The organism is Modicisalibacter sp. MOD 31.J (assembly GCF_020147985.1).
Taxonomy (GTDB): Bacteria; Pseudomonadota; Gammaproteobacteria; order Pseudomonadales; family Halomonadaceae; genus Modicisalibacter; species Modicisalibacter coralii.
Window position 1 is genome coordinate 309970 of the sequence record NZ_JAGXFF010000004.1, and the last position, 16928, is coordinate 326897.

The following is a 16928-nucleotide window of genomic DNA, read 5'->3' on the forward strand; positions in this document are numbered from 1 at the left end:
CGTCAATGCGCCTTTTCGGCGAATGTGCCGTCCCGATAGTCGCGAAGCGCCTGGTCGAGCTCCTCGCGATGATTCATCACGAAGGGCCCGTAATGCGCGATCGGCTCGTGATGGGGGTGGCCCGCAAGCAGCAGCGCCTGGCCGCCGTGGCGACTGTCCAGGGTCAGCGTGTCGCCGCCGCTCAACCGGGCCAGCCGCTGGCTGCCGATGGGGCTGCCCGCCACCTGCATCTCGCCCTCGAAGACGTAGACCAGCAGCGTGGGGGCGGCCGTCTCGAGGGTCAGCGAGGCGCCGGGCTCGAGGGTGACATGGGCGATGCCCGACTCCCCGGCCAGGGCGTCCAGCGGGCCACTGATTCGCTGCGAGGACGTGCTCCAGTCGCCGCCCAGGGCCACCAGGGCGGCGCCTTGCGTCTCTAGGCGCGGCATCTGGGCGTGACGGATGTCACGGTAGGTCGCCGGGCTCAGCTTGTCGCGCGCCGGCAGGTTGATCCACAGCTGAAAGGCGTGCAGCCCTTGGCTGTCGGTCAAGGGCATCTCCGAATGGATGATGCCGTGTCCGGTGTGCATCCACTGGGCATCGCCGGCGCCGATGGTGCTGCGATGACCGAGGTGATCCTCATGAGTGAGGCCACCGTGGATAACATAGGTCAAGGTCTCGATGCCGCGATGCGGGTGGGGCGGAAAGCCGCCGATGTAGTCATCCGGCTGGTCGGAGCCCAGTTCGTCGAGCATCAGGAACGGGTCGAGCCCGCCGCCGAAATCGTGGATACGCGAGATCTTGACGCCGTCGCCGTCCTGGCTGGGATGACTGGTGACGAGACGTTCGATGGTACGAGCGGACATGGCGAAACTCCTGATCGTGACTTGACTGATTTCGATTGTAGGACGATTTTTTCGAAGGTTAAGCGCATAGTTTTGCCGATACCTTTCGAGGAAAACGAAATGTCACGCGTCACCCTGGCCCAATGGCAGATGCTGGCGGCCGTCATCGACCATGGCGGTTTTGCCCGTGCCGCCGAGGTCGTGCACAAGAGCCCTTCGACCCTCAATCATGCCGTCCACAAGCTGGAGGCGCAGCTCGGTGTGGCGCTGCTCGAGCCGGTGGGCCGACAGGTCAGGCTCACCGAGGCCGGCGAGATGCTGCTGCGCCGGGCCCGGCAACTGATCGAGAACGCCGCGGCAATCGAGGACGTGGCGGCGAGTCTGGCGACCGGGCTGGAGGCCGAGGTGGCGCTGGCGGTCGACCAGATATTTCCCCCCGATGCACTGGCCGAAGCGCTCCAGCAGTTTTCCGACGACTATCCGCACGTGCGCGTGCAGCTGCACGAGACGGTACTCAACGGCGGGGTGGAGATGCTCTACGACCGGCGGGCCGATCTGGTGATCTCCGGGCTCGCCGCGCAGGGCTTCCTCGGCGAGCCGCTGGTGACGCTGCGCTTCATCGCCGTGGCCCATCCCTCGCATCCTTTGCATAGGCTCGGCCGTGAACTGGATCTGCGCGACCTGACTCGGCATCGGCAATTGGTCGTGCGCGACTCGGCGCTGCGCCAGTCGATGGACGCCGGCTGGCTGAAGGCCGAGCAGCGCTGGACGGTGAGCCATCTGGCCACCTCGCAGGACATGCTGGAGCGCGGGTTGGGATTCGCCTGGCTGCCGGAAACGCGCATTCGCGAAGCCCTCGATACAGGCCGCCTGGTACCGTTGCCCCTGGCGGCCGGCGGCGAGCGCGAAGTGCCCATGCAGTTGATCTTCCAGGATCGCGATCGTGCCGGTCCGGCGACACATGCCATGGCCCGGGCCTTGCATCGGGCGGTATTGGCCTGCCGAAGTTCGATTATATCGAATGAAGATGGGCAAACATTGCGCGGCAACGTCGATGAAATCGATTTATCCTGAGCCTCGACATCATCGTAGACACGAGGAGGCGACATCATGGGCCTGTTGATCGACGGACGCTGGCACGACCAGTGGTACGACACCGAGTCCCACGGCGGGGAGTTCGTGCGGGAATCCGCCAAGTTGCGCGATTGGGTCACCCGCGACGGCGGGCCCGGTCCCGATGGCCAGCCCGGCGTCGAGGCGGCCGGGGATCGCTTCCATCTCTACGTCTCGCTGGCCTGCCCCTGGGCGCACCGCACCCTGATCCTGCGCAAGCTCAAGCAGCTCGAGCCCTTGATCGGGGTCTCGCATACCAGCCCGCTGATGCTGGGCAACGGCTGGACCTACGACACCAGCGAAGGCTCGAGCGGCGATGCGGTCAACGGCGTCGATTACCACTACCAGCTCTATACCCTGACCGACCCGCATTATACCGGCCGGGTCACGGTGCCGGCGCTGTGGGACAAGCGCGAGCGGCGCATCGTCAGCAACGAGTCCGCGGACCTGGTGCGGATGTTCAACGACGCCTTCGATCATCTCACCGGCAACCACCTGGACTTCTACCCGGCGGATCTGCGCGAGACCATCGACGCGGTCAACGCTGATGTCTACGACCACATCAACAACGGCGTCTACAAGTCAGGGTTCGCCACCGAGCAGGCCGTCTACGAGAAGCACGTCACGGCGCTGTTCGAGGCCCTGGATCGCATGGAGGCCCGGCTCGCCGAGCAGCGCTATCTGGCCGGCGAGTGGCTCACCGAGGCCGACATCCGCCTGTTCACCACGCTGGCGCGCTTCGACGCGGTCTATCATGGCCATTTCAAGTGCAATCTGCGGCGGATCGAGGACTATCCGAACCTGTCCAACTACCTGCGCGAGCTGTATCAATGGCCGGGCATCGCCGAGACGGTCGACCTGGGGCACATCAAGCGCCACTACTACTACAGCCACGACACCATCAACCCGACCCGCATCGTTCCCAAGGGGCCGCTACTCGAACTCGACCGGCCGCACGACCGCGAGCGCCTGCCGGGGCGCGGCGTGCGCGAGAAGCACTGACGCCGAGCCGGAAGAGGCAAGAACGGCGCTCCGCGCCTGGAAGAGAGAAGATCGGCGTTTCGTGCCTGGAAGAATAGGGCACATTGGCTTTTCTTCCTTCTTCCTTCTTCCTTCTTCCTTCTTCCTTCTTATTTCTGCTTGGCCAGCCATCGGTCCAGGGCATTGGCGAATTCGCGGCGGTCGACGTCCGAGTAACTCTTGGGGCCGCCGGTATGCTCGCCGCTGGCGCGCAGGGTTTCCATGCCAAACCTTGTCAGCCGCATCTGCCTGCAGATGCGAAACGCCGGATCAGCGATTCTTGGCCAGCCATCGGTCCAGGGCATTGGCGAATTCGCGGCGGTCGACGTCCGAGTAACTCTTGGGGCCGCCGGTATGCTCGCCGCTGGCGCGCAGGGTTTCCATGAAATCCCGCATCTGTACCCGGGCGCGGATGTTGTCCGCGGTCAGCGACTCGCCGCGGTTGGTCATCACGCTAGCGCCCTTGTCGAGTGCCTCCATGGCCAGCGGCAGGTCGGCGGTGACGAGCAGGTCGCCCGGCGCGATACGGCGGACGATCTCGTGGTCGGCGGCATCGAAGCCGCTGGCGACGGATAGCCCCTTGACCCAGCGCGAGGGGGGCAGCGGCAGGGTATGGTTGGCGACCAGCCAGGTCGGTGTGGCGGTGCGTTCGGCGGCGCGGATCAGGATGTCGCGTGCAGCGCGTGGACAGGCATCGGCATCGACCCAGAGATTCGGCATGCGGTTCCCCAAGAAATGGCCGGCTCCGTTCGCTGGGCCGGCGATTGACTGAACGAAATGGAAAAAGCGTAGGCAAGTGGCCCTCGACGATGGTAGTATGCCATTTCCTCGCATGTGTTGACCCCACCATCCTGTTGAATGATTCCCCGAATGCAGCCTCGACGGCTGGGGACGTTCTCTCGCAAGGCGCACCGACGGCTCGTTGAAGAGTCGACGATTTCGTGCCTGGGTGCATTGATGGAATGCCGCCGCTGCCCAGCGGTTCGGCATCGATGAGGTCGCCACACTGTCCGCCAGCCGGTACACCCGCAATGGCGGTCGTCAAGCGGACAGGACGCAGGAGCGGGCCGGACGATAGCGTCGTTCGGCCGAGCGCGACCCGGTGCCATGTCAAGTTGCCCGCCTCAGGCGTCAGGCAAGCGGAAGCGGCAAGGCACCACGACATTTTCCGCCGGCATCGATGCCGGCCATTCAAGGTGTGATATGACCTCGACTTCTGTTGCCTCGCCGAGCTTCGGCGACCTGGCACTCGTGCCTGCCGTTCTCTCCGCTCTCGAGACGCTGGGCTACGAAACACCCTCGCCGATTCAGGCGCAGACCATCCCGGCCCTGCTGGAAGGGCGGGACATGCTGGGCCAGGCCCAGACCGGAACCGGCAAGACCGCCGCTTTCGCCCTGCCGCTGCTCAGCCGCCTCGACCTCGGTCGTCGCGAGCCCCAGGTGCTGGTGCTCGCGCCTACCCGTGAACTGGCCCAGCAGGTCGCCGTATCGTTCGGCAAGTACGGCCAGAACCTGTCCGGTCTGGAAGTCGCCAGCCTGTGCGGCGGCCAGGACTACCGTGAACAGCTTGGCGCCCTGAAGCGTGGCGCGCAGATCATCGTCGGTACCCCCGGCCGGGTGATCGATCACCTCGATCGCGGCAGCCTCAAGCTCGAAGGACTGTCGGCGCTGGTCCTCGACGAGGCCGACGAGATGCTGCGCATGGGCTTCATCGACGACGTCCAGCGCGTGGTCGCCGATACCCCCAGCGACGCCCAGCGGGTCTTCTTCTCGGCGACACTGCCGGCGGAGATCGAACGCATCGTCAACCGTTATCTGGTCGATCCGGTCAAGGTGGCCATCGAGGCTCGCGCGGGCACCGCCGAAAGCATCGAGCAGCGTCTGGTGCGCGTCGACGGTGCCGCCAAGCTGGAAGCGTTGTCGCGTATCCTCGAGGTCGAGCCGGTGGATGCGGCGATCGTCTTCGTGCGGACCCGTGCCGCCTGCACCACGCTGGTCGAGCAGCTCTCCGCACGCGGCATCAATGCCGCGGCGCTGTCGGGGGATCTCGACCAGAGCCTGCGCGAGCGTACCGTGGCGCGGCTCAAGAAGGGCAAGATCGACGTGCTGGTCGCCACCGACGTGGCGGCGCGTGGCCTCGACGTGCCGCGTATCACGCACGTGGTCAACTATGACCTGCCGCAGGACAGCGAAGCCTACACGCACCGTATCGGCCGCACCGGCCGTGCCGGTCGCTCGGGGGTGGCGATCACCTTCGCCGGCGTTCGCGAGACCCGCAAGGTGCGTTGGCTCGAGCAGGCCACCGGCCAGACCATGGCCGACACCGAACTGCCCGACGAAGCGGCGATCCGCGCCCATCGCGACGAGCGTTTCCGCGAGCGTGCGCTGGCGGCGCTGACCGCCGGTGCCGACGAGCAGCGCGCACTGATCGAGCGCCTGGTCGCCGAGGGCCACGATCCGCTCGAGCTGGCCTGCGTCTTCGCGGCGCTGGCACGTGGCGACGAGGCCCCCATCGGGCGTCTGCCCAAGCCGGGCGAGCGCAAGGCCGCGCCGCGCGACGGCAAGCCGCCGCGCCGCCGCGACAGCGGCCCCTCCGAGGGCATGACCCGCTATCGGGTGTCGGTGGGCCACAAGGATGGCGTCAAGCCCGGCCAACTGGTCGGCGCGCTGGCCAACGAAGGCGGTATCGAGGGCGGGCGTATCGGTCGCATCGACATCCGCAATGCCTTTTCGGTGGTCGAGCTGCCGAGCAGCCTGCCGACGTCGATTCTCGCCAAGATGGCGCGCGCCCGCGTCGCCGGTCGCCCCCTGGAGATCGCCGAGGATCGCGGTGCCCCGGAGCGCCCGGCACGTCGGCGCAGCAGCGGCGATGACCCGCTGCCGCGTCGCTCGCGGGCCTGAACGACGCAGGCTTGACCCTGCGGGCGCGTGTTCACCACACTGACGATTCGACATGACATGTGCCGATAGCCAGGAGGTGAACATGGCCCAAGGAGACAAGCGCAGCCGTCGCGGCAAGATCGCCAATGGCAGCTACGGGCGCCGGCGCCCGCAGACGAGCCGCAAGGCGCAGCGCTACAAGCAGCGCGGCTTCTGAGACGGTGAAGTGACAAGAACGGGGGCGGCCGAATGGCCGCCCCCGTCTTTTTGCGTGGCGATGTCGCGCCTCAGTTGCGGGCCAGCAGCGAGGCATCGTAGCGGGGCTGGCGCTCCGCGGCATCGAGCAGGGCGACGTTGCGGGTGTCGCCCCCCTTGGCGAGGCTTTCGAAGATCACCCGGTAGGCGAGTACGGCCTGCACGTACTGGCGGGTCTCGTGATAGGGAATGCTCTCGACGAATAGGTCGAAGGCCTGTGGCGCGTCGCGCAGCCAGCGATCCACGCGGCCCGGGCCGGCGTTGTAGGCGGCCACCGCGGCGAGCCGATTGCCGCTGTAGCGATCGAGCATCTCGCGGATGTACTGGCTGCCCAGCTTGATGTTGGTCTCCGGGGTATACAGTTGCTCGGTATCGGGGGCGTCGAAGCCGTGACGTTGACTGACGTGGCGCGCGGTGGCCGGCATCAGTTGCATCAGGCCCCGGGCGCCCACCGGCGAGCGGGCCTGCGGATTGAAGGCACTCTCGCGGCGGGCGATCCCCATCAGCAGGTACGGGTCGACGTCGGCCTGCTTGGCCCAGCGCTGGAAGCTCTCGCGATAGGCGGGCGGGAAGCGCCAGTCGAGGGCGTCCCACTGCTGCGAGAGAATGGTGGTCTGGACGACCATCGCGTACCAGCCCCGGCGCAGCGCATAGTCGGCCAGCGCCTGCGCCTCGGGGGCATCGGCCTTGCGCGAGGCGTAATACCACTCGCTGCGGGCCAGCCCCGGCTCGCCGATGCGCATCAGCGCTTCGGTGCGCTGGACCACCGGCCAGTTGGCGACCTCCTGACGGTAGGCGTCGTTGAACGTGGCCTGTGCCCGGTTGAGATCGTAGGGCTGGCCGAGCCGGTCGGCGGCGGCGAAACCGAAGAAGTTGCGCTGGTCGGCCGCGGCGGCGTAGGCCTTGCGGGCGGTCTGCGAGTCGCCCAGTTCGGCCAGGGCCCGACCCAGCCAGTACTGCCAGCGGGCGTCCTGGCGTGGGTCATCGGGCATTCGATGGACCCAGTCGATCACCCCCTGCCAGTCGCGCTCGGCCAGCGCGCGGCGCACGCGCAGCTCGTAGAGATCGGGGTCGTTCAGCCGGGGCAGTACGTCATCGACCCAGCCCCGGTTGTTGGGGATCTCGCGGACCATCGAGTAGAACGCCAGGTCCTTCTCGACGGCGTGGCGGCGATCGTCGTCGAGGGTCAGGTGCGATCCGACCTTGCGCCATGCCTCCAGTGCCGCTTCGGTATCGGCGCGGGTGAACTGATGCATCGCCGCGGCGAACAGCGGCCCGCTGGCGCCCCGGGGCCCGACGTCGCGGGGCACCTGGGTGATCGCCGCGTAATCCTTGCGCAGCCGCTCCAGGGCGGCCTCGGCCTGGCCCCAGCCGGCGGGCAGCTGGCGCTCCAGGTAGGCCATCAGGCCGCTCTCGCCGTTCTCCCAGGCGAGCAGCAGGCGCTGCCAGATCTGGGGTCCGGCGATCTCGCCACGGCGACGCAGCGTATCGAAGAGCGTGTCGCATTCGCTGGGCTGTGAATGGCCGGTGAGCCACAGGGCGCGGCCGCCCTCGGCCGCCTCGTCGGGGGCCCGGTCGAGCAGGGCGGTGTAGTAGTAGCACTGGCGGATCGTCCCGCTGGGTTCGCCGTCGCTGACCGCCAGCAGGTCGTCGAGGCGACCCGCCTTGCCGTAGGCCACTTCGGCGAGGCCGCGCATCCAGGCGGCCAGCGGTGACCCGGCATTGCGGGCCAGATAGGCGTTGATCTCGTCCGGCGACACATCGGGCAGGCGGGTACGCAGGCGATGGTACTCGACGTAACCGGCGAGGACGTGTCCTTCGATGGCCGATTCGTCGATCCGGTTCCATTGGTGGTGGCGCGCGGCGTTCAGGGCGTCGCGCAGGGCGCGATCATCGGTCTCGTCGGCGGCGGCGGAAGCCGGCAGGCTGATCATCAGCGCGCTCAGCAGGGCGAGTCCATGACGGGGAACTCGAAGGGGCATCGACGGCTCCTCCTCGGTGCTTGCCTATCGGTTGCGATCTGCTTCATCCTCGCCGATACGTGCGATCTTGAGTAGTGTCGCACGACGACGACAGGAGAGCACATGGGCGCCTTCAAGGGATGGAACATCGCCGCCCGGCTGAAAAAACGCGGCCGGGCGCTGTCGCACATCGGGCGCGCCATGCGCTTGTTCGCCCCGATGTGTGCCGACGTGATGCGCGGCCGCTATCGTCCGGTGCCGTGGCCGGCCTTCGGCTGGATGGCGTTGGCGGTCGTCTATCTGGTGTCGCCGCTCGATCTGATTCCCGACTTTCTGCTGCTGATCGGGGTGGTCGACGACGTGGTGATCGTCGGCTGGCTGCTCACCCGCGTCGACGCGGCGCTCACCGACTATCGCCGCTGGAAGGGCGTCGATCTGCCTGACCGGCGCCCGCCCGACGACCGCTGAGAGCCCGGTTCCGGTCCAAACGTCGGATGGTCCGACGCCCTTCGACGAGCTATCGTTAGTGCTGAATTCAAACGAGGGTTTGAACGATGGCCGGACCCACCTCGGACGTCGACTGGCAGCGCGCCATCGCACGCTTCGTGACCGCCGTGCCGCACACCCGCGACCTGGGATTGACGGTCGAGGCCGTCGAGCCCCCCGAGGTGCGCGTGCGCCTGCCCTGGCAGCCGGTGCTGCTGGGCGACCCGGTACGCGGCCTGATCCATGGCGGCGTGCTGAGCATGACCCTCGATACCCTGTGCGGGGCCAGCGTGCTGTGCGGTCTGCCGCGGCCGGAGGTGTGTCCGACCCTCGACCTGCGCATCGACCATCTGCGTCCGGCCGTCGCCGGCGAGGACCTGTTCGGCGCGGCGCGGGTCGTGCACATCACCGACTCGGTGGTCTTCACCGAAGGCCGCCTGTGGCAGGACGCGGCGCGACCGGTGGCCCGCTGCACGGCCAACTTCGTGCGTCTCGGCGAACGCAACACGCCGGCGGGGCTGGCCGAGGCCCTGTTCGCCGGGGAGGGCACCGATGAATCGTGACGACTGGTTCCGGCGCCTTCGTCAGGACGACGACCTGCAGGCGCTGGTCGACGACATCCCCTATGCGAGGCATCTCGGCATCACGGTCGAGGCAGCGGAGAACACGCTGCAGTTCGTCCTGGCGCCGCATCCGCACAACATCGGCAATCCGTTGGTGCCGGCATTGCACGGCGGCGTGGTGGCGGCGTTTCTGGAAACCGCCGGCACCCTGGCGCTGATGCGCGAGGCGCGCAGTACGCGACTGCCCAAGATCATCGACTTCTCCATCGATTATCTGCGCAGTGCCGCTCCGGTAGCGACCCGAGCCGAGTGCCTGCTGGTCCGCGAGGGCCGGCGTCTGGCCAACGTCCGTGCTCTCGCCTGGCAGGACGACCCGGCGAAGCCGGTGGCCACGGCGCGCATGCATTTCCTGCTGAGCGACCCGCCCCCGGCGGGGTGAGGGGGAGAGCCTCACCGATGACGCCAGGTGCTTGAAAAGCCGACCGGAAACCCCATATCCCGGGCGTACCGTTTTCAACACCATGAGGGGCCCGACACCATGACCACCGCCACCCATGAAGAGACGCTGGGTTTTCAGACCGAGGTCAAGCAGCTGCTGCATCTGATGATCCACTCCCTGTATTCCAACCGGGAGATCTTCCTGCGCGAGCTGATTTCCAACGCCGCGGATGCCGCCGACAAGCTGCGCTACCAGGCGCTCGACAACGATGCCCTCTACGAAGGCGACAGCGACCTGCGCATCGAGATCGAGCATGACGCCGAAGCCGGCACCGTCACCGTGCGCGACAACGGCATCGGCATGACCCGCGACGATGTGGTCGCCAATCTGGGGACCATCGCCAAGAGCGGGACGGCGGAATTCCTCAAGCAGCTCTCCGGCGAGCAGCAGAAGGATGCCAAGCTGATCGGTCAGTTCGGGGTGGGCTTCTATTCCGCCTTCATCGTCGCCGACGAGGTCACCGTGCGCACCCGTCGCGCCGGCAACGACAGCGGTGTCGAGTGGCGTTCGCGCGGCGAGGGCGAGTTCACCGTCGCCGACGTCGACAAGCCGCAACGCGGCACCGAGATCGTCCTGCATCTCAAGGAAGACGCCCGGGAATTCGCCGATGACTTCCGGCTGCGCAACCTGGTGCGCAAGTACTCGGATCACATCGACGTGCCGGTGCGCATGCCCAAGACCGAGACCGCCAAGGACGACGACGGCAACGAGATCGAGGGCAGCGAGGTCACCACCTGGGAGACCGTCAACGAGGCCCAGGCGCTGTGGGTGCGGCCCAAGAGCGAGATCGACGACGACGAGTACAAGGCGTTCTACAAGCATATCGCCCATGATTTCAGCGACCCGTTGACCTGGAGCCACAACAAGGTCGAGGGCAAGCTCGAGTACACCAGCCTGCTCTATGTACCGGAGCGCGCGCCGTTCGATCTCTACGAGCGCGACGGCGCCCGGGGAGTGCGCCTGTACGTGCAGCGCGTGTTCATCATGGAAGATGCCGAGCAGTTCCTGCCGCTCTACCTGCGCTTCGTCAAGGGCATCGTCGACACCAAGGACCTGTCGCTCAACGTCTCCCGCGAGCTGCTGCAGAAGGACCCGCAGGTCGACAAGATGAAGTCGGCGCTGACCAAGCGCGCGCTGGACATGCTCAAGAAACTGGCCAAGGACAAGGACGCCTACCAGACGTTCTGGAACGCCTTCGGCAGCGTGCTCAAGGAAGGCCCGGCGGAAGACTACGCCAATCGCGACAAGATCAGCGAGCTGCTGCGCTTCTCGACCACCCATACCGATACCGCGGTGCAGGATCAGTCGCTGGCCGACTATGTCTCGCGCATGAAGGAAGGCCAGCAGAAGATCTACTACATCGTCGCCGACGGTTTCAATGCGGCCAAGAACAGCCCGCATCTGGAGATCTTCCGCAAGAAGGGCGTCGAGGTGCTGCTGCTCCACGATCGCATCGACGAGTGGCTGATGAGCCATCTCACCGAGTACGACGGCAAGGCCTTCGTCGATATCGCCAAGGGCGATCTCGATCTCGGCGACATCGAGGGCGAGGAAGAGAAGCAGGCCCAGGAAGAGACCGCCAAGGCCAAGGAAGATCTGGTCAAGCGCGTCAAGGACGCCCTGGGCGACAGTGTCCAGGAAGTTCGCGTGACCCATCGCCTGACCGATTCGCCGGCCTGCGTGGTGCTCTCCGAGCACGAGATGGGCTTCCAGATGCGGCGCATCATGGAAGCCGCCGGCCAGCCGATGCCCGAGGTCAAGCCGATCCTCGAACTCAATCCCGAGCACCGCCTGGTGTCGCGTCTCGAGGCGACCGACGGCGAGGGCTTTGCCGATCTGGCGCACATCCTGCTGGATCAGGCGATCATCGCCGAGGGCGGTCACCTCGACGACCCGGCGGCCTATGTCAAGCGTCTCAACGGGCTGCTGACCGCCTGAACGGTCTCGGCCTGTGAGCCATCGCTAACCCGTCGGCCTTGACTGGCCGGCGGGTTTTGTCGTTTTATACGGCGATGCAGCAAACGGGTCCAGCGGCTCTCGGAGCGGCTGGTGACTGTTTTCCTCTGGAGAATCATCGTCATGCGTCGATGTCGTCCCTTCCGGCGACGTCCGCGAGTCACATCCCCGCTAGCCTTGATGATGTGTCTCGGTATCGGCGTTGCTTCCTTTCCCATGATGGCTCACGCCGAGCCGGCATCGGAAACGAGACCCCTCCCGACCGCAGCCTCGAGCGACAAGATGGCAGCCCCGAGCGAAACGTCGCTCTCGCCTGGCTCCGCCGCCGCTTTCGAGGAGACCCTGATCACCGAACTTCCCGACCTGCGCAGCTATCCGGCGGGGCCGGCGCGCAAGCAGGCGTTTCTCGAGCTGGTGGTGCCCATCGTCGAGGCCGAGAATGCCCGGATTGCCGAGCAGCGGGCCTTCCTCGCCGGGCTCGAGGCCCAGGGCGGGCCGCAAGGCGAGAGTCAGCGAGCCGCCTTGAACGACCTGTGCCGCGCCTACGACGTCGAGTGTCGCGGCAAGCCCGATGCAACGCTGTTGACCCGGGTCGCCCCGGTGCCGGTGGCGCTGGTGGTGGTCCAGGCGGTCGAGGAGTCGGGGTGGGGCACCTCGCGGTTTGCCCGCCAGGGCAACAATCTCTTCGGCATGCGCTGTTTCAGCGCCGATTGCGGGCTCGAACAGCGGGGCAGCGGGCGCGGTTACCAGGTCTTCGCCAGCGTTCAGGACGCCGTGCGCAGCTACCTGCGCAACCTCAACACGCACCAGGCCTACGCCGGCCTGCGTCAGTTGCGCGCCCGGCTGATCGCCAAGGGGCGGGAGGTCACCGCCGAGTCCCTGGTCGGCGCGCTCGATGGCTATGCCACCCGCCACGACTATCAGGACGTGCTGCTCGGGCTGCTGCGCAGCAACGATTCGCTGATCGAGCGTCATCGCCGCGACGACACCGTCTGATCGGCAGTCCGCGGTACGCCCCCGTCACGGTCCGCCGCGGCGGGGGCGTTTTTCCGTCGCTATGTCGATTGGCCGAGCGTGGCAAGCGAATCCTTGCGCGGACACCTATGCTGAGTGGACATGCGTTCGCTTCAGGAGCCCGCGCGATGCCCTTTTCCCATGGTGCAGCCCACTTGCGTCCCGCCGATGCCCGCGACGGGGGAACGGCGCTGGTGTTGATCGACGTGCAGCGGGGGATCGACGACACGGCCTACTGGGGGCGGCGCAACAATCCTGCCCTGGAAGATCATCTCAGCGAATTGCTGGCCTGCTGGCGGGGTGGCGATGGCCTGGTGACCCATGTTCGTCACCATGCCCGGTTGCATGCCTCGCCGCTGTATCCCGGCAACGCCGGTGCCGCCTTCAAGCCCTGCGTGATGCCCCATGAGGGGGAGCGCATCGTCACCAAGTACGTCGAGAGCGCCTTCGTGGGTACCGGCCTGGAAACCTGGCTGCGCCGTCACGGTGTCTCGCGTCTGGTCGTGGCGGGTGTGGCCACCTCGCGGGCGGTGAATGCCACGGCCACCCACGCGGCCTGTCTGGACTTCGCGGTGACGATCGTCGAGGACGCCTGTGCCGACTTCGAATTGACCGATCGTCACGGCACCCACTGGAGTGCCGAAGCGGTACACGAGTTCGGCATGGTCCTGCTCGATGCGCATTGCGGAAACGTGCTCAGCACGCATGACGTGATCCGTCTTTTTTGAGGAATCGCGGCGAATTCGAGCCGGCTTGCCGGAGGCCGAAGTCAGGGATCGGCGTCACGATTGCCGCGGCGTGCCAGCAGGAATAACCGATTACTTATGCCATTCATAATCGAAACCACAGGTTTGATATTTCCAATTTTCTCTATAAAAACAGATATTTAATTCTTGGTTTGAGCATAAGTACTGCTTTATGCATGGCATAAGTCGATGATTATGATGGTTTTTTTGGGGGCGGATATTGATCTTTGCCGCGTTTGCCAAAAGACTGGGGGACCATGCGTCGCTTGACCACGATTCGTCGCTCTCCAGATTGTCGATGAGACGAGGGCTTTCACGACCATCGGGTCGTACCTTTCGCCGTCGCTAACGGGGAGGGCGCCAGAAAAATGCCAACCAGCAAGGAGTCGCAACTGATGCTCGACGTTCGACTTTCGAGGGAGCCGGGTCCGGTCGCCAGACTGCACTCGGCCAAGCAGGTCATTGCCGTTCGGGAAGGTGACCACCGTCCAGGGGAGGGAAGCGTGTCATGAAGATCGGTGCACCCAAGGAGCGTGCCCGGGGCGAGGCGCGTGTCGCGCTGACGCCGGAGAGCGCCAGTCATATCCAGAAGCTGGGTCACGAGTGCCTCATCGAAGCCGGCGCGGGCAGCGCCGCCGGCTTCGACGATGCCGCCTATCGCGAGGCCGGCGTCGAGGTCGTCGAGAGCGCCGAGGCGCTCTGGGAGACGGCCGACGTGGTGATCAAGGTGCGCGAGCCCTCCGAGGAGGAAGCCGACCGCCTGCACGAGGGACAGACCCTGATCTCGTTCTTCTGGCCGGCCCAGAACGAGGAGATGCTCGAGCGCTGCAAAGCCCGGGGCGCCACGGTCATCGCCATGGACATGGTGCCGCGCATCTCCCGTGCCCAGAAGATGGACGCCCTGTCGAGCACGGCCAATATCGCCGGCTACCGGGCGGTGATCGAGGCGGGCAACCAGTTCGGGCGTTTCTTCACCGGCCAGGTCACCGCCGCGGGCAAGGTGCCGCCGGCCAAGGTACTGATCGTTGGCGCCGGGGTGGCGGGGCTCGCCGCGATCGGCACGGCAACCAGCCTGGGTGCCGTGGTGCGTGCCTTCGACGTGCGCCCCGAGGTCGCCGAACAGATCGAGTCGATGGGGGCGGAATTCCTGTTCCTCGACTTCGAGGACAGCGAGGACGGCTCCGAAAGCGGCGGCTACGCCAAGCCCTCGAGCCCCGAGTTCCGCGAGAAGCAGCTGGCGCTGTTCCGCGAGCAGGCGCCCGAGGTGGACATCGTCATCACCACCGCGCTGATCCCCGGCAAGCCGGCGCCCAAGCTGTGGCTCCAGGACATGGTCGAGGCGATGCGACCGGGTTCGGTGATCGTCGATCTGGCCGCGGAGAAGGGCGGCAACTGCGAGGCGACCGTGCCCGACGAGCGCATCGTCACCGACAACGGCGTGATCGTCGTCGGCTACACCGACTTCCCGTCGCGGATGGCCACCCAGGCGTCGCTGCTCTACGCCACCAACGTCCGGCACATGCTCACCGATCTCACGCCGGAGAAGGATGGCACGCTCGTCCACGACATGGAGGACGACGTGATACGCGGGGCCACGGCGACCCACCAGGGCGAGATCACCTTCCCGCCGCCGCCGCCCAAGGTCAAGGCGATCGGTGCCGCCAAGCCCAAGGCGAAAGAGAAGGAACCGACGGCGGAGGAGAAGAAGGCCGCCGAACACGCCGCCTTCGTCGCCCAGACCAAGCGTCAGGTCACCCTGCTCGCCGTCGGCGGGGTGCTGATGTGGCTGCTCGGATTGGTGGCCCCGGCGTCGTTCATGCAGCACTTCATCGTCTTCGCCCTGTCGTGCTTCGTGGGTTTCCAGGTGATCTGGAACGTCAGCCATTCACTGCACACGCCGTTGATGGCGGTGACCAATGCCATTTCCGGGATCGTCATCCTCGGCGCGCTGTTGCAGATCGGCTCCGGCAGTTGGCTGGTCGGCCTGCTGGCGGGCATTTCCGTGCTGATCGCATCGATCAACATCGTGGGCGGCTTCCTGGTGACACGCCGGATGCTGGCCATGTTCCAGAAGTCCTGAACCGCGGAGACACGACATGTTGGGACACGAGTTCGTTTCTGCCGCGGCGATCGCGGCGAGTGTACTGTTCATCCTTTCGCTGGGGGGGCTGAGCAACCAGGAAAAGGCCAAGCGGGCGGTGTGGTACGGCATCGTCGGCATGGCCGTGGCGGTGGTGTTCACCGCGCTGGGGCCGAACATCGGCGGCTACTGGTGGATGCTGCCGATGATGCTGATCGGCGCGGTGATCGGCACCTACGTGGCCAGGAAGGTCGCCATGACCGAGATGCCGCAGCTGGTGGCGGCGCTGCACAGCTTCGTCGGTCTGGCGGCGGTGTTCATCGGCTTCAACGCCGATCTGGAGCGCCGCCGGGTGCTGGCCGCCCAGATCGCCGAGCGCAGCACCGAGGGATTCTCCGCCTTCGCCGCGCTGCTGGCGCACAAGACGTCGGCCGAGCTGACCTTCCTGCAGGTCGAGGCCGTGCTGGGCGTGTTCATCGGCGCGGTGACCTTCACCGGCTCGGTGGTGGCATTCGGCAAGCTGGCCGGCAAGGTCGACGGCAAGCCGCACAAGCTGCCGGGCGGGCACGCGCTCAACGCCGGGGCGGCGATCCTTTCCCTGTTGCTGGCGATCGCCTATCTGAACGGCGCGGGTTTCTGGACGCTGCTGCTGATCGCGCTGCTGGCCTTCTTCATCGGTTACCACCTGATCATGGGCATCGGCGGCGCCGACATGCCGGTGGTGGTGTCGATGCTCAACAGCTACTCCGGCTGGGCCGCGGCGGCGATCGGTTTCACACTCTCCAACGATCTGTTGATCGTCACCGGCGCGCTGGTCGGTTCGTCCGGGGCGATCCTCTCCTACATCATGTGCAAGGCGATGAACCGCAACTTCGTCAGCGTGATTCTGGGGGGCTTCGGCGGCAGCAAGGGGCCGGCCGCGGAGATCGAGGGCGAGATGGTAGCCACCGACGTGGGCGGCGTGGCCAGCGCGCTCAACGATGCCGACAGCGTGATCATCGTGCCCGGCTACGGCATGGCGGTCGCCCAGGCGCAGAACGCAGTCAGCGACCTGACCCGCAAGCTGCGCGCCGCCGGCAAGGAAGTGCGGTTCGGCATCCACCCGGTGGCGGGACGCCTGCCGGGCCACATGAACGTGCTGCTTGCCGAGGCTCGGGTTCCCTACGACATCGTGATGGAGATGGACGAGATCAACGACGACTTCGCCGAGACCGACGTGGTGATCGTCATCGGCTCCAACGATATCGTCAATCCGGCCGCCCAGGAGGACCCCAACAGCCCGATCGCCGGCATGCCGGTGCTCAGGGTCTGGGAGTCCAAGCAGGTCTTCGTCTGCAAGCGCGGGCAGGGTACCGGCTACTCGGGCATCGAGAATCCGCTGTTCTTCAAGGAGAACACGCGCATGCTCTACGGCGATGCCCGTTCGAGCATCGATTCGCTGATTCCGCTGATCGACTGATCGATCCCGCCAGCCAGCGCGTCGGTCCGGTAACGGGCCGGCGCCATCGTCGATCTCGAGACGCCCCGACAC

Annotated in this window: 15 protein-coding genes and 1 pseudogene; 12 read left to right on the forward strand and 4 right to left on the reverse strand. The window is 66.4% G+C overall.

Annotated elements, in window-relative coordinates:
- Positions 1-2: 2 nt before the first annotated feature.
- Positions 3-845 carry a pirin family protein gene (locus KGR00_RS15345; protein ID WP_224419552.1) on the reverse strand — a complete coding sequence of 281 codons (843 nt, stop codon included), beginning with the start codon at positions 843-845 and terminating at the stop codon, positions 3-5.
- 99 nt (positions 846-944) lie between these two features.
- Here KGR00_RS15345 and KGR00_RS15350 point away from each other — a divergent pair, with 99 nt between their 5' ends.
- Entirely contained in the window at positions 945-1898 is a 954-nt protein-coding gene (locus tag KGR00_RS15350; RefSeq protein ID WP_224419553.1) for a LysR family transcriptional regulator, read from the forward strand.
- A gap of 36 nt (positions 1899-1934) precedes the next feature.
- On the forward strand, positions 1935-2939 hold the full coding sequence (locus tag KGR00_RS15355; protein ID WP_224419554.1) for a glutathione S-transferase family protein: 1005 nt from the start codon (positions 1935-1937) through the stop codon (positions 2937-2939).
- 128 nt (positions 2940-3067) lie between these two features.
- Here KGR00_RS15355 and KGR00_RS15360 read toward each other — a convergent pair.
- Both KGR00_RS15360 and KGR00_RS15365 read right to left on the reverse strand, forming a co-directional pair.
- Positions 3068-3205, reverse strand: a pseudogene (locus tag KGR00_RS15360) (DUF188 domain-containing protein); the annotation flags it as partial.
- Positions 3206-3227: 22 nt separating this feature from the next.
- Entirely contained in the window at positions 3228-3677 is a 450-nt protein-coding gene (locus tag KGR00_RS15365; protein ID WP_129142112.1) for a YaiI/YqxD family protein, read from the reverse strand.
- A gap of 483 nt (positions 3678-4160) precedes the next feature.
- On the opposite strand from KGR00_RS15365, the gene KGR00_RS15370 reads away from it, so the two are divergent.
- Both KGR00_RS15370 and KGR00_RS15375 read left to right on the forward strand, forming a co-directional pair.
- Complete coding sequence (locus tag KGR00_RS15370) at positions 4161-5858, forward strand: DEAD/DEAH box helicase (protein WP_129142111.1); 1698 nt, start codon at positions 4161-4163, stop codon at positions 5856-5858.
- Positions 5859-5940: 82 nt separating this feature from the next.
- Positions 5941-6054, forward strand: a complete 114-nt coding sequence (locus KGR00_RS15375) for a 30S ribosomal protein THX (RefSeq protein WP_129142110.1) — start codon at positions 5941-5943, stop codon at positions 6052-6054.
- Positions 6055-6124: 70 nt separating this feature from the next.
- Here the strand turns inward: KGR00_RS15375 and KGR00_RS15380 are convergent, their stop codons facing one another.
- Positions 6125-8074 (reverse strand): transglycosylase SLT domain-containing protein, encoded by a 1950-nt coding sequence (locus KGR00_RS15380; RefSeq protein ID WP_224419555.1) that lies wholly within the window; start codon positions 8072-8074, stop codon positions 6125-6127.
- Between the two features lie 102 nt (positions 8075-8176).
- Between KGR00_RS15380 and KGR00_RS15385 the strand changes: the two genes are divergently transcribed.
- The 8 genes from KGR00_RS15385 to KGR00_RS15420 all read left to right on the forward strand — a co-directional run bounded on the left by KGR00_RS15385 (position 8177) and on the right by KGR00_RS15420 (position 16856).
- Positions 8177-8521 (forward strand): DUF1232 domain-containing protein, encoded by a 345-nt coding sequence (locus KGR00_RS15385; protein WP_224419556.1) that lies wholly within the window; start codon positions 8177-8179, stop codon positions 8519-8521.
- A gap of 86 nt (positions 8522-8607) precedes the next feature.
- Complete coding sequence (locus KGR00_RS15390; protein ID WP_129142107.1) at positions 8608-9102, forward strand: PaaI family thioesterase; 495 nt, start codon at positions 8608-8610, stop codon at positions 9100-9102.
- Positions 9092-9541 (forward strand): PaaI family thioesterase, encoded by a 450-nt coding sequence (locus tag KGR00_RS15395; protein ID WP_224419557.1) that lies wholly within the window; start codon positions 9092-9094, stop codon positions 9539-9541. Before KGR00_RS15390 ends, KGR00_RS15395 begins: the two co-directional genes overlap by 11 nt.
- Before the next feature lie 99 nt (positions 9542-9640).
- Complete coding sequence (htpG, locus tag KGR00_RS15400; protein ID WP_129142105.1) at positions 9641-11539, forward strand: molecular chaperone HtpG; 1899 nt, start codon at positions 9641-9643, stop codon at positions 11537-11539.
- 300 nt (positions 11540-11839) lie between these two features.
- On the forward strand, positions 11840-12553 hold the full coding sequence (locus KGR00_RS15405; RefSeq protein ID WP_224419558.1) for a glucosaminidase domain-containing protein: 714 nt from the start codon (positions 11840-11842) through the stop codon (positions 12551-12553).
- A 146-nt stretch (positions 12554-12699) separates the two neighbouring features.
- Positions 12700-13299, forward strand: a complete 600-nt coding sequence (locus tag KGR00_RS15410; RefSeq protein WP_162500931.1) for an isochorismatase family protein — start codon at positions 12700-12702, stop codon at positions 13297-13299.
- A 526-nt stretch (positions 13300-13825) separates the two neighbouring features.
- Positions 13826-15397 (forward strand): Re/Si-specific NAD(P)(+) transhydrogenase subunit alpha, encoded by a 1572-nt coding sequence (locus KGR00_RS15415; protein ID WP_224419559.1) that lies wholly within the window; start codon positions 13826-13828, stop codon positions 15395-15397.
- Between the two features lie 16 nt (positions 15398-15413).
- A complete protein-coding gene (locus tag KGR00_RS15420) occupies positions 15414-16856 on the forward strand; it encodes an NAD(P)(+) transhydrogenase (Re/Si-specific) subunit beta (protein WP_224419560.1) in 1443 nt (480 codons plus the stop codon).
- The last annotated feature ends 72 nt before the right edge of the window (positions 16857-16928 follow it).

Bases quoted from the DNA above. Each gene is read 5' to 3' on its own strand.
- KGR00_RS15345 (WP_224419552.1), bottom strand. From the start codon at position 845: ATGTCCGCTCGTACCATCGAACGTCTCGTCACCAGTCATCCCAGCCAG.
- KGR00_RS15350 (WP_224419553.1), top strand. From the start codon at position 945: ATGTCACGCGTCACCCTGGCCCAATGGCAGATGCTGGCGGCCGTCATC.
- KGR00_RS15355 (WP_224419554.1), top strand. From the start codon at position 1,935: ATGGGCCTGTTGATCGACGGACGCTGGCACGACCAGTGGTACGACACC.
- KGR00_RS15365 (WP_129142112.1), bottom strand. From the start codon at position 3,677: ATGCCGAATCTCTGGGTCGATGCCGATGCCTGTCCACGCGCTGCACGC.
- KGR00_RS15370 (WP_129142111.1), top strand. From the start codon at position 4,161: ATGACCTCGACTTCTGTTGCCTCGCCGAGCTTCGGCGACCTGGCACTC.
- KGR00_RS15375 (WP_129142110.1), top strand. From the start codon at position 5,941: ATGGCCCAAGGAGACAAGCGCAGCCGTCGCGGCAAGATCGCCAATGGC.
- KGR00_RS15380 (WP_224419555.1), bottom strand. From the start codon at position 8,074: ATGCCCCTTCGAGTTCCCCGTCATGGACTCGCCCTGCTGAGCGCGCTG.
- KGR00_RS15385 (WP_224419556.1), top strand. From the start codon at position 8,177: ATGGGCGCCTTCAAGGGATGGAACATCGCCGCCCGGCTGAAAAAACGC.
- KGR00_RS15390 (WP_129142107.1), top strand. From the start codon at position 8,608: ATGGCCGGACCCACCTCGGACGTCGACTGGCAGCGCGCCATCGCACGC.
- KGR00_RS15395 (WP_224419557.1), top strand. From the start codon at position 9,092: ATGAATCGTGACGACTGGTTCCGGCGCCTTCGTCAGGACGACGACCTG.
- htpG (WP_129142105.1), top strand. From the start codon at position 9,641: ATGACCACCGCCACCCATGAAGAGACGCTGGGTTTTCAGACCGAGGTC.
- KGR00_RS15405 (WP_224419558.1), top strand. From the start codon at position 11,840: ATGGCAGCCCCGAGCGAAACGTCGCTCTCGCCTGGCTCCGCCGCCGCT.
- KGR00_RS15410 (WP_162500931.1), top strand. From the start codon at position 12,700: ATGCCCTTTTCCCATGGTGCAGCCCACTTGCGTCCCGCCGATGCCCGC.
- KGR00_RS15415 (WP_224419559.1), top strand. From the start codon at position 13,826: ATGAAGATCGGTGCACCCAAGGAGCGTGCCCGGGGCGAGGCGCGTGTC.
- KGR00_RS15420 (WP_224419560.1), top strand. From the start codon at position 15,414: ATGTTGGGACACGAGTTCGTTTCTGCCGCGGCGATCGCGGCGAGTGTA.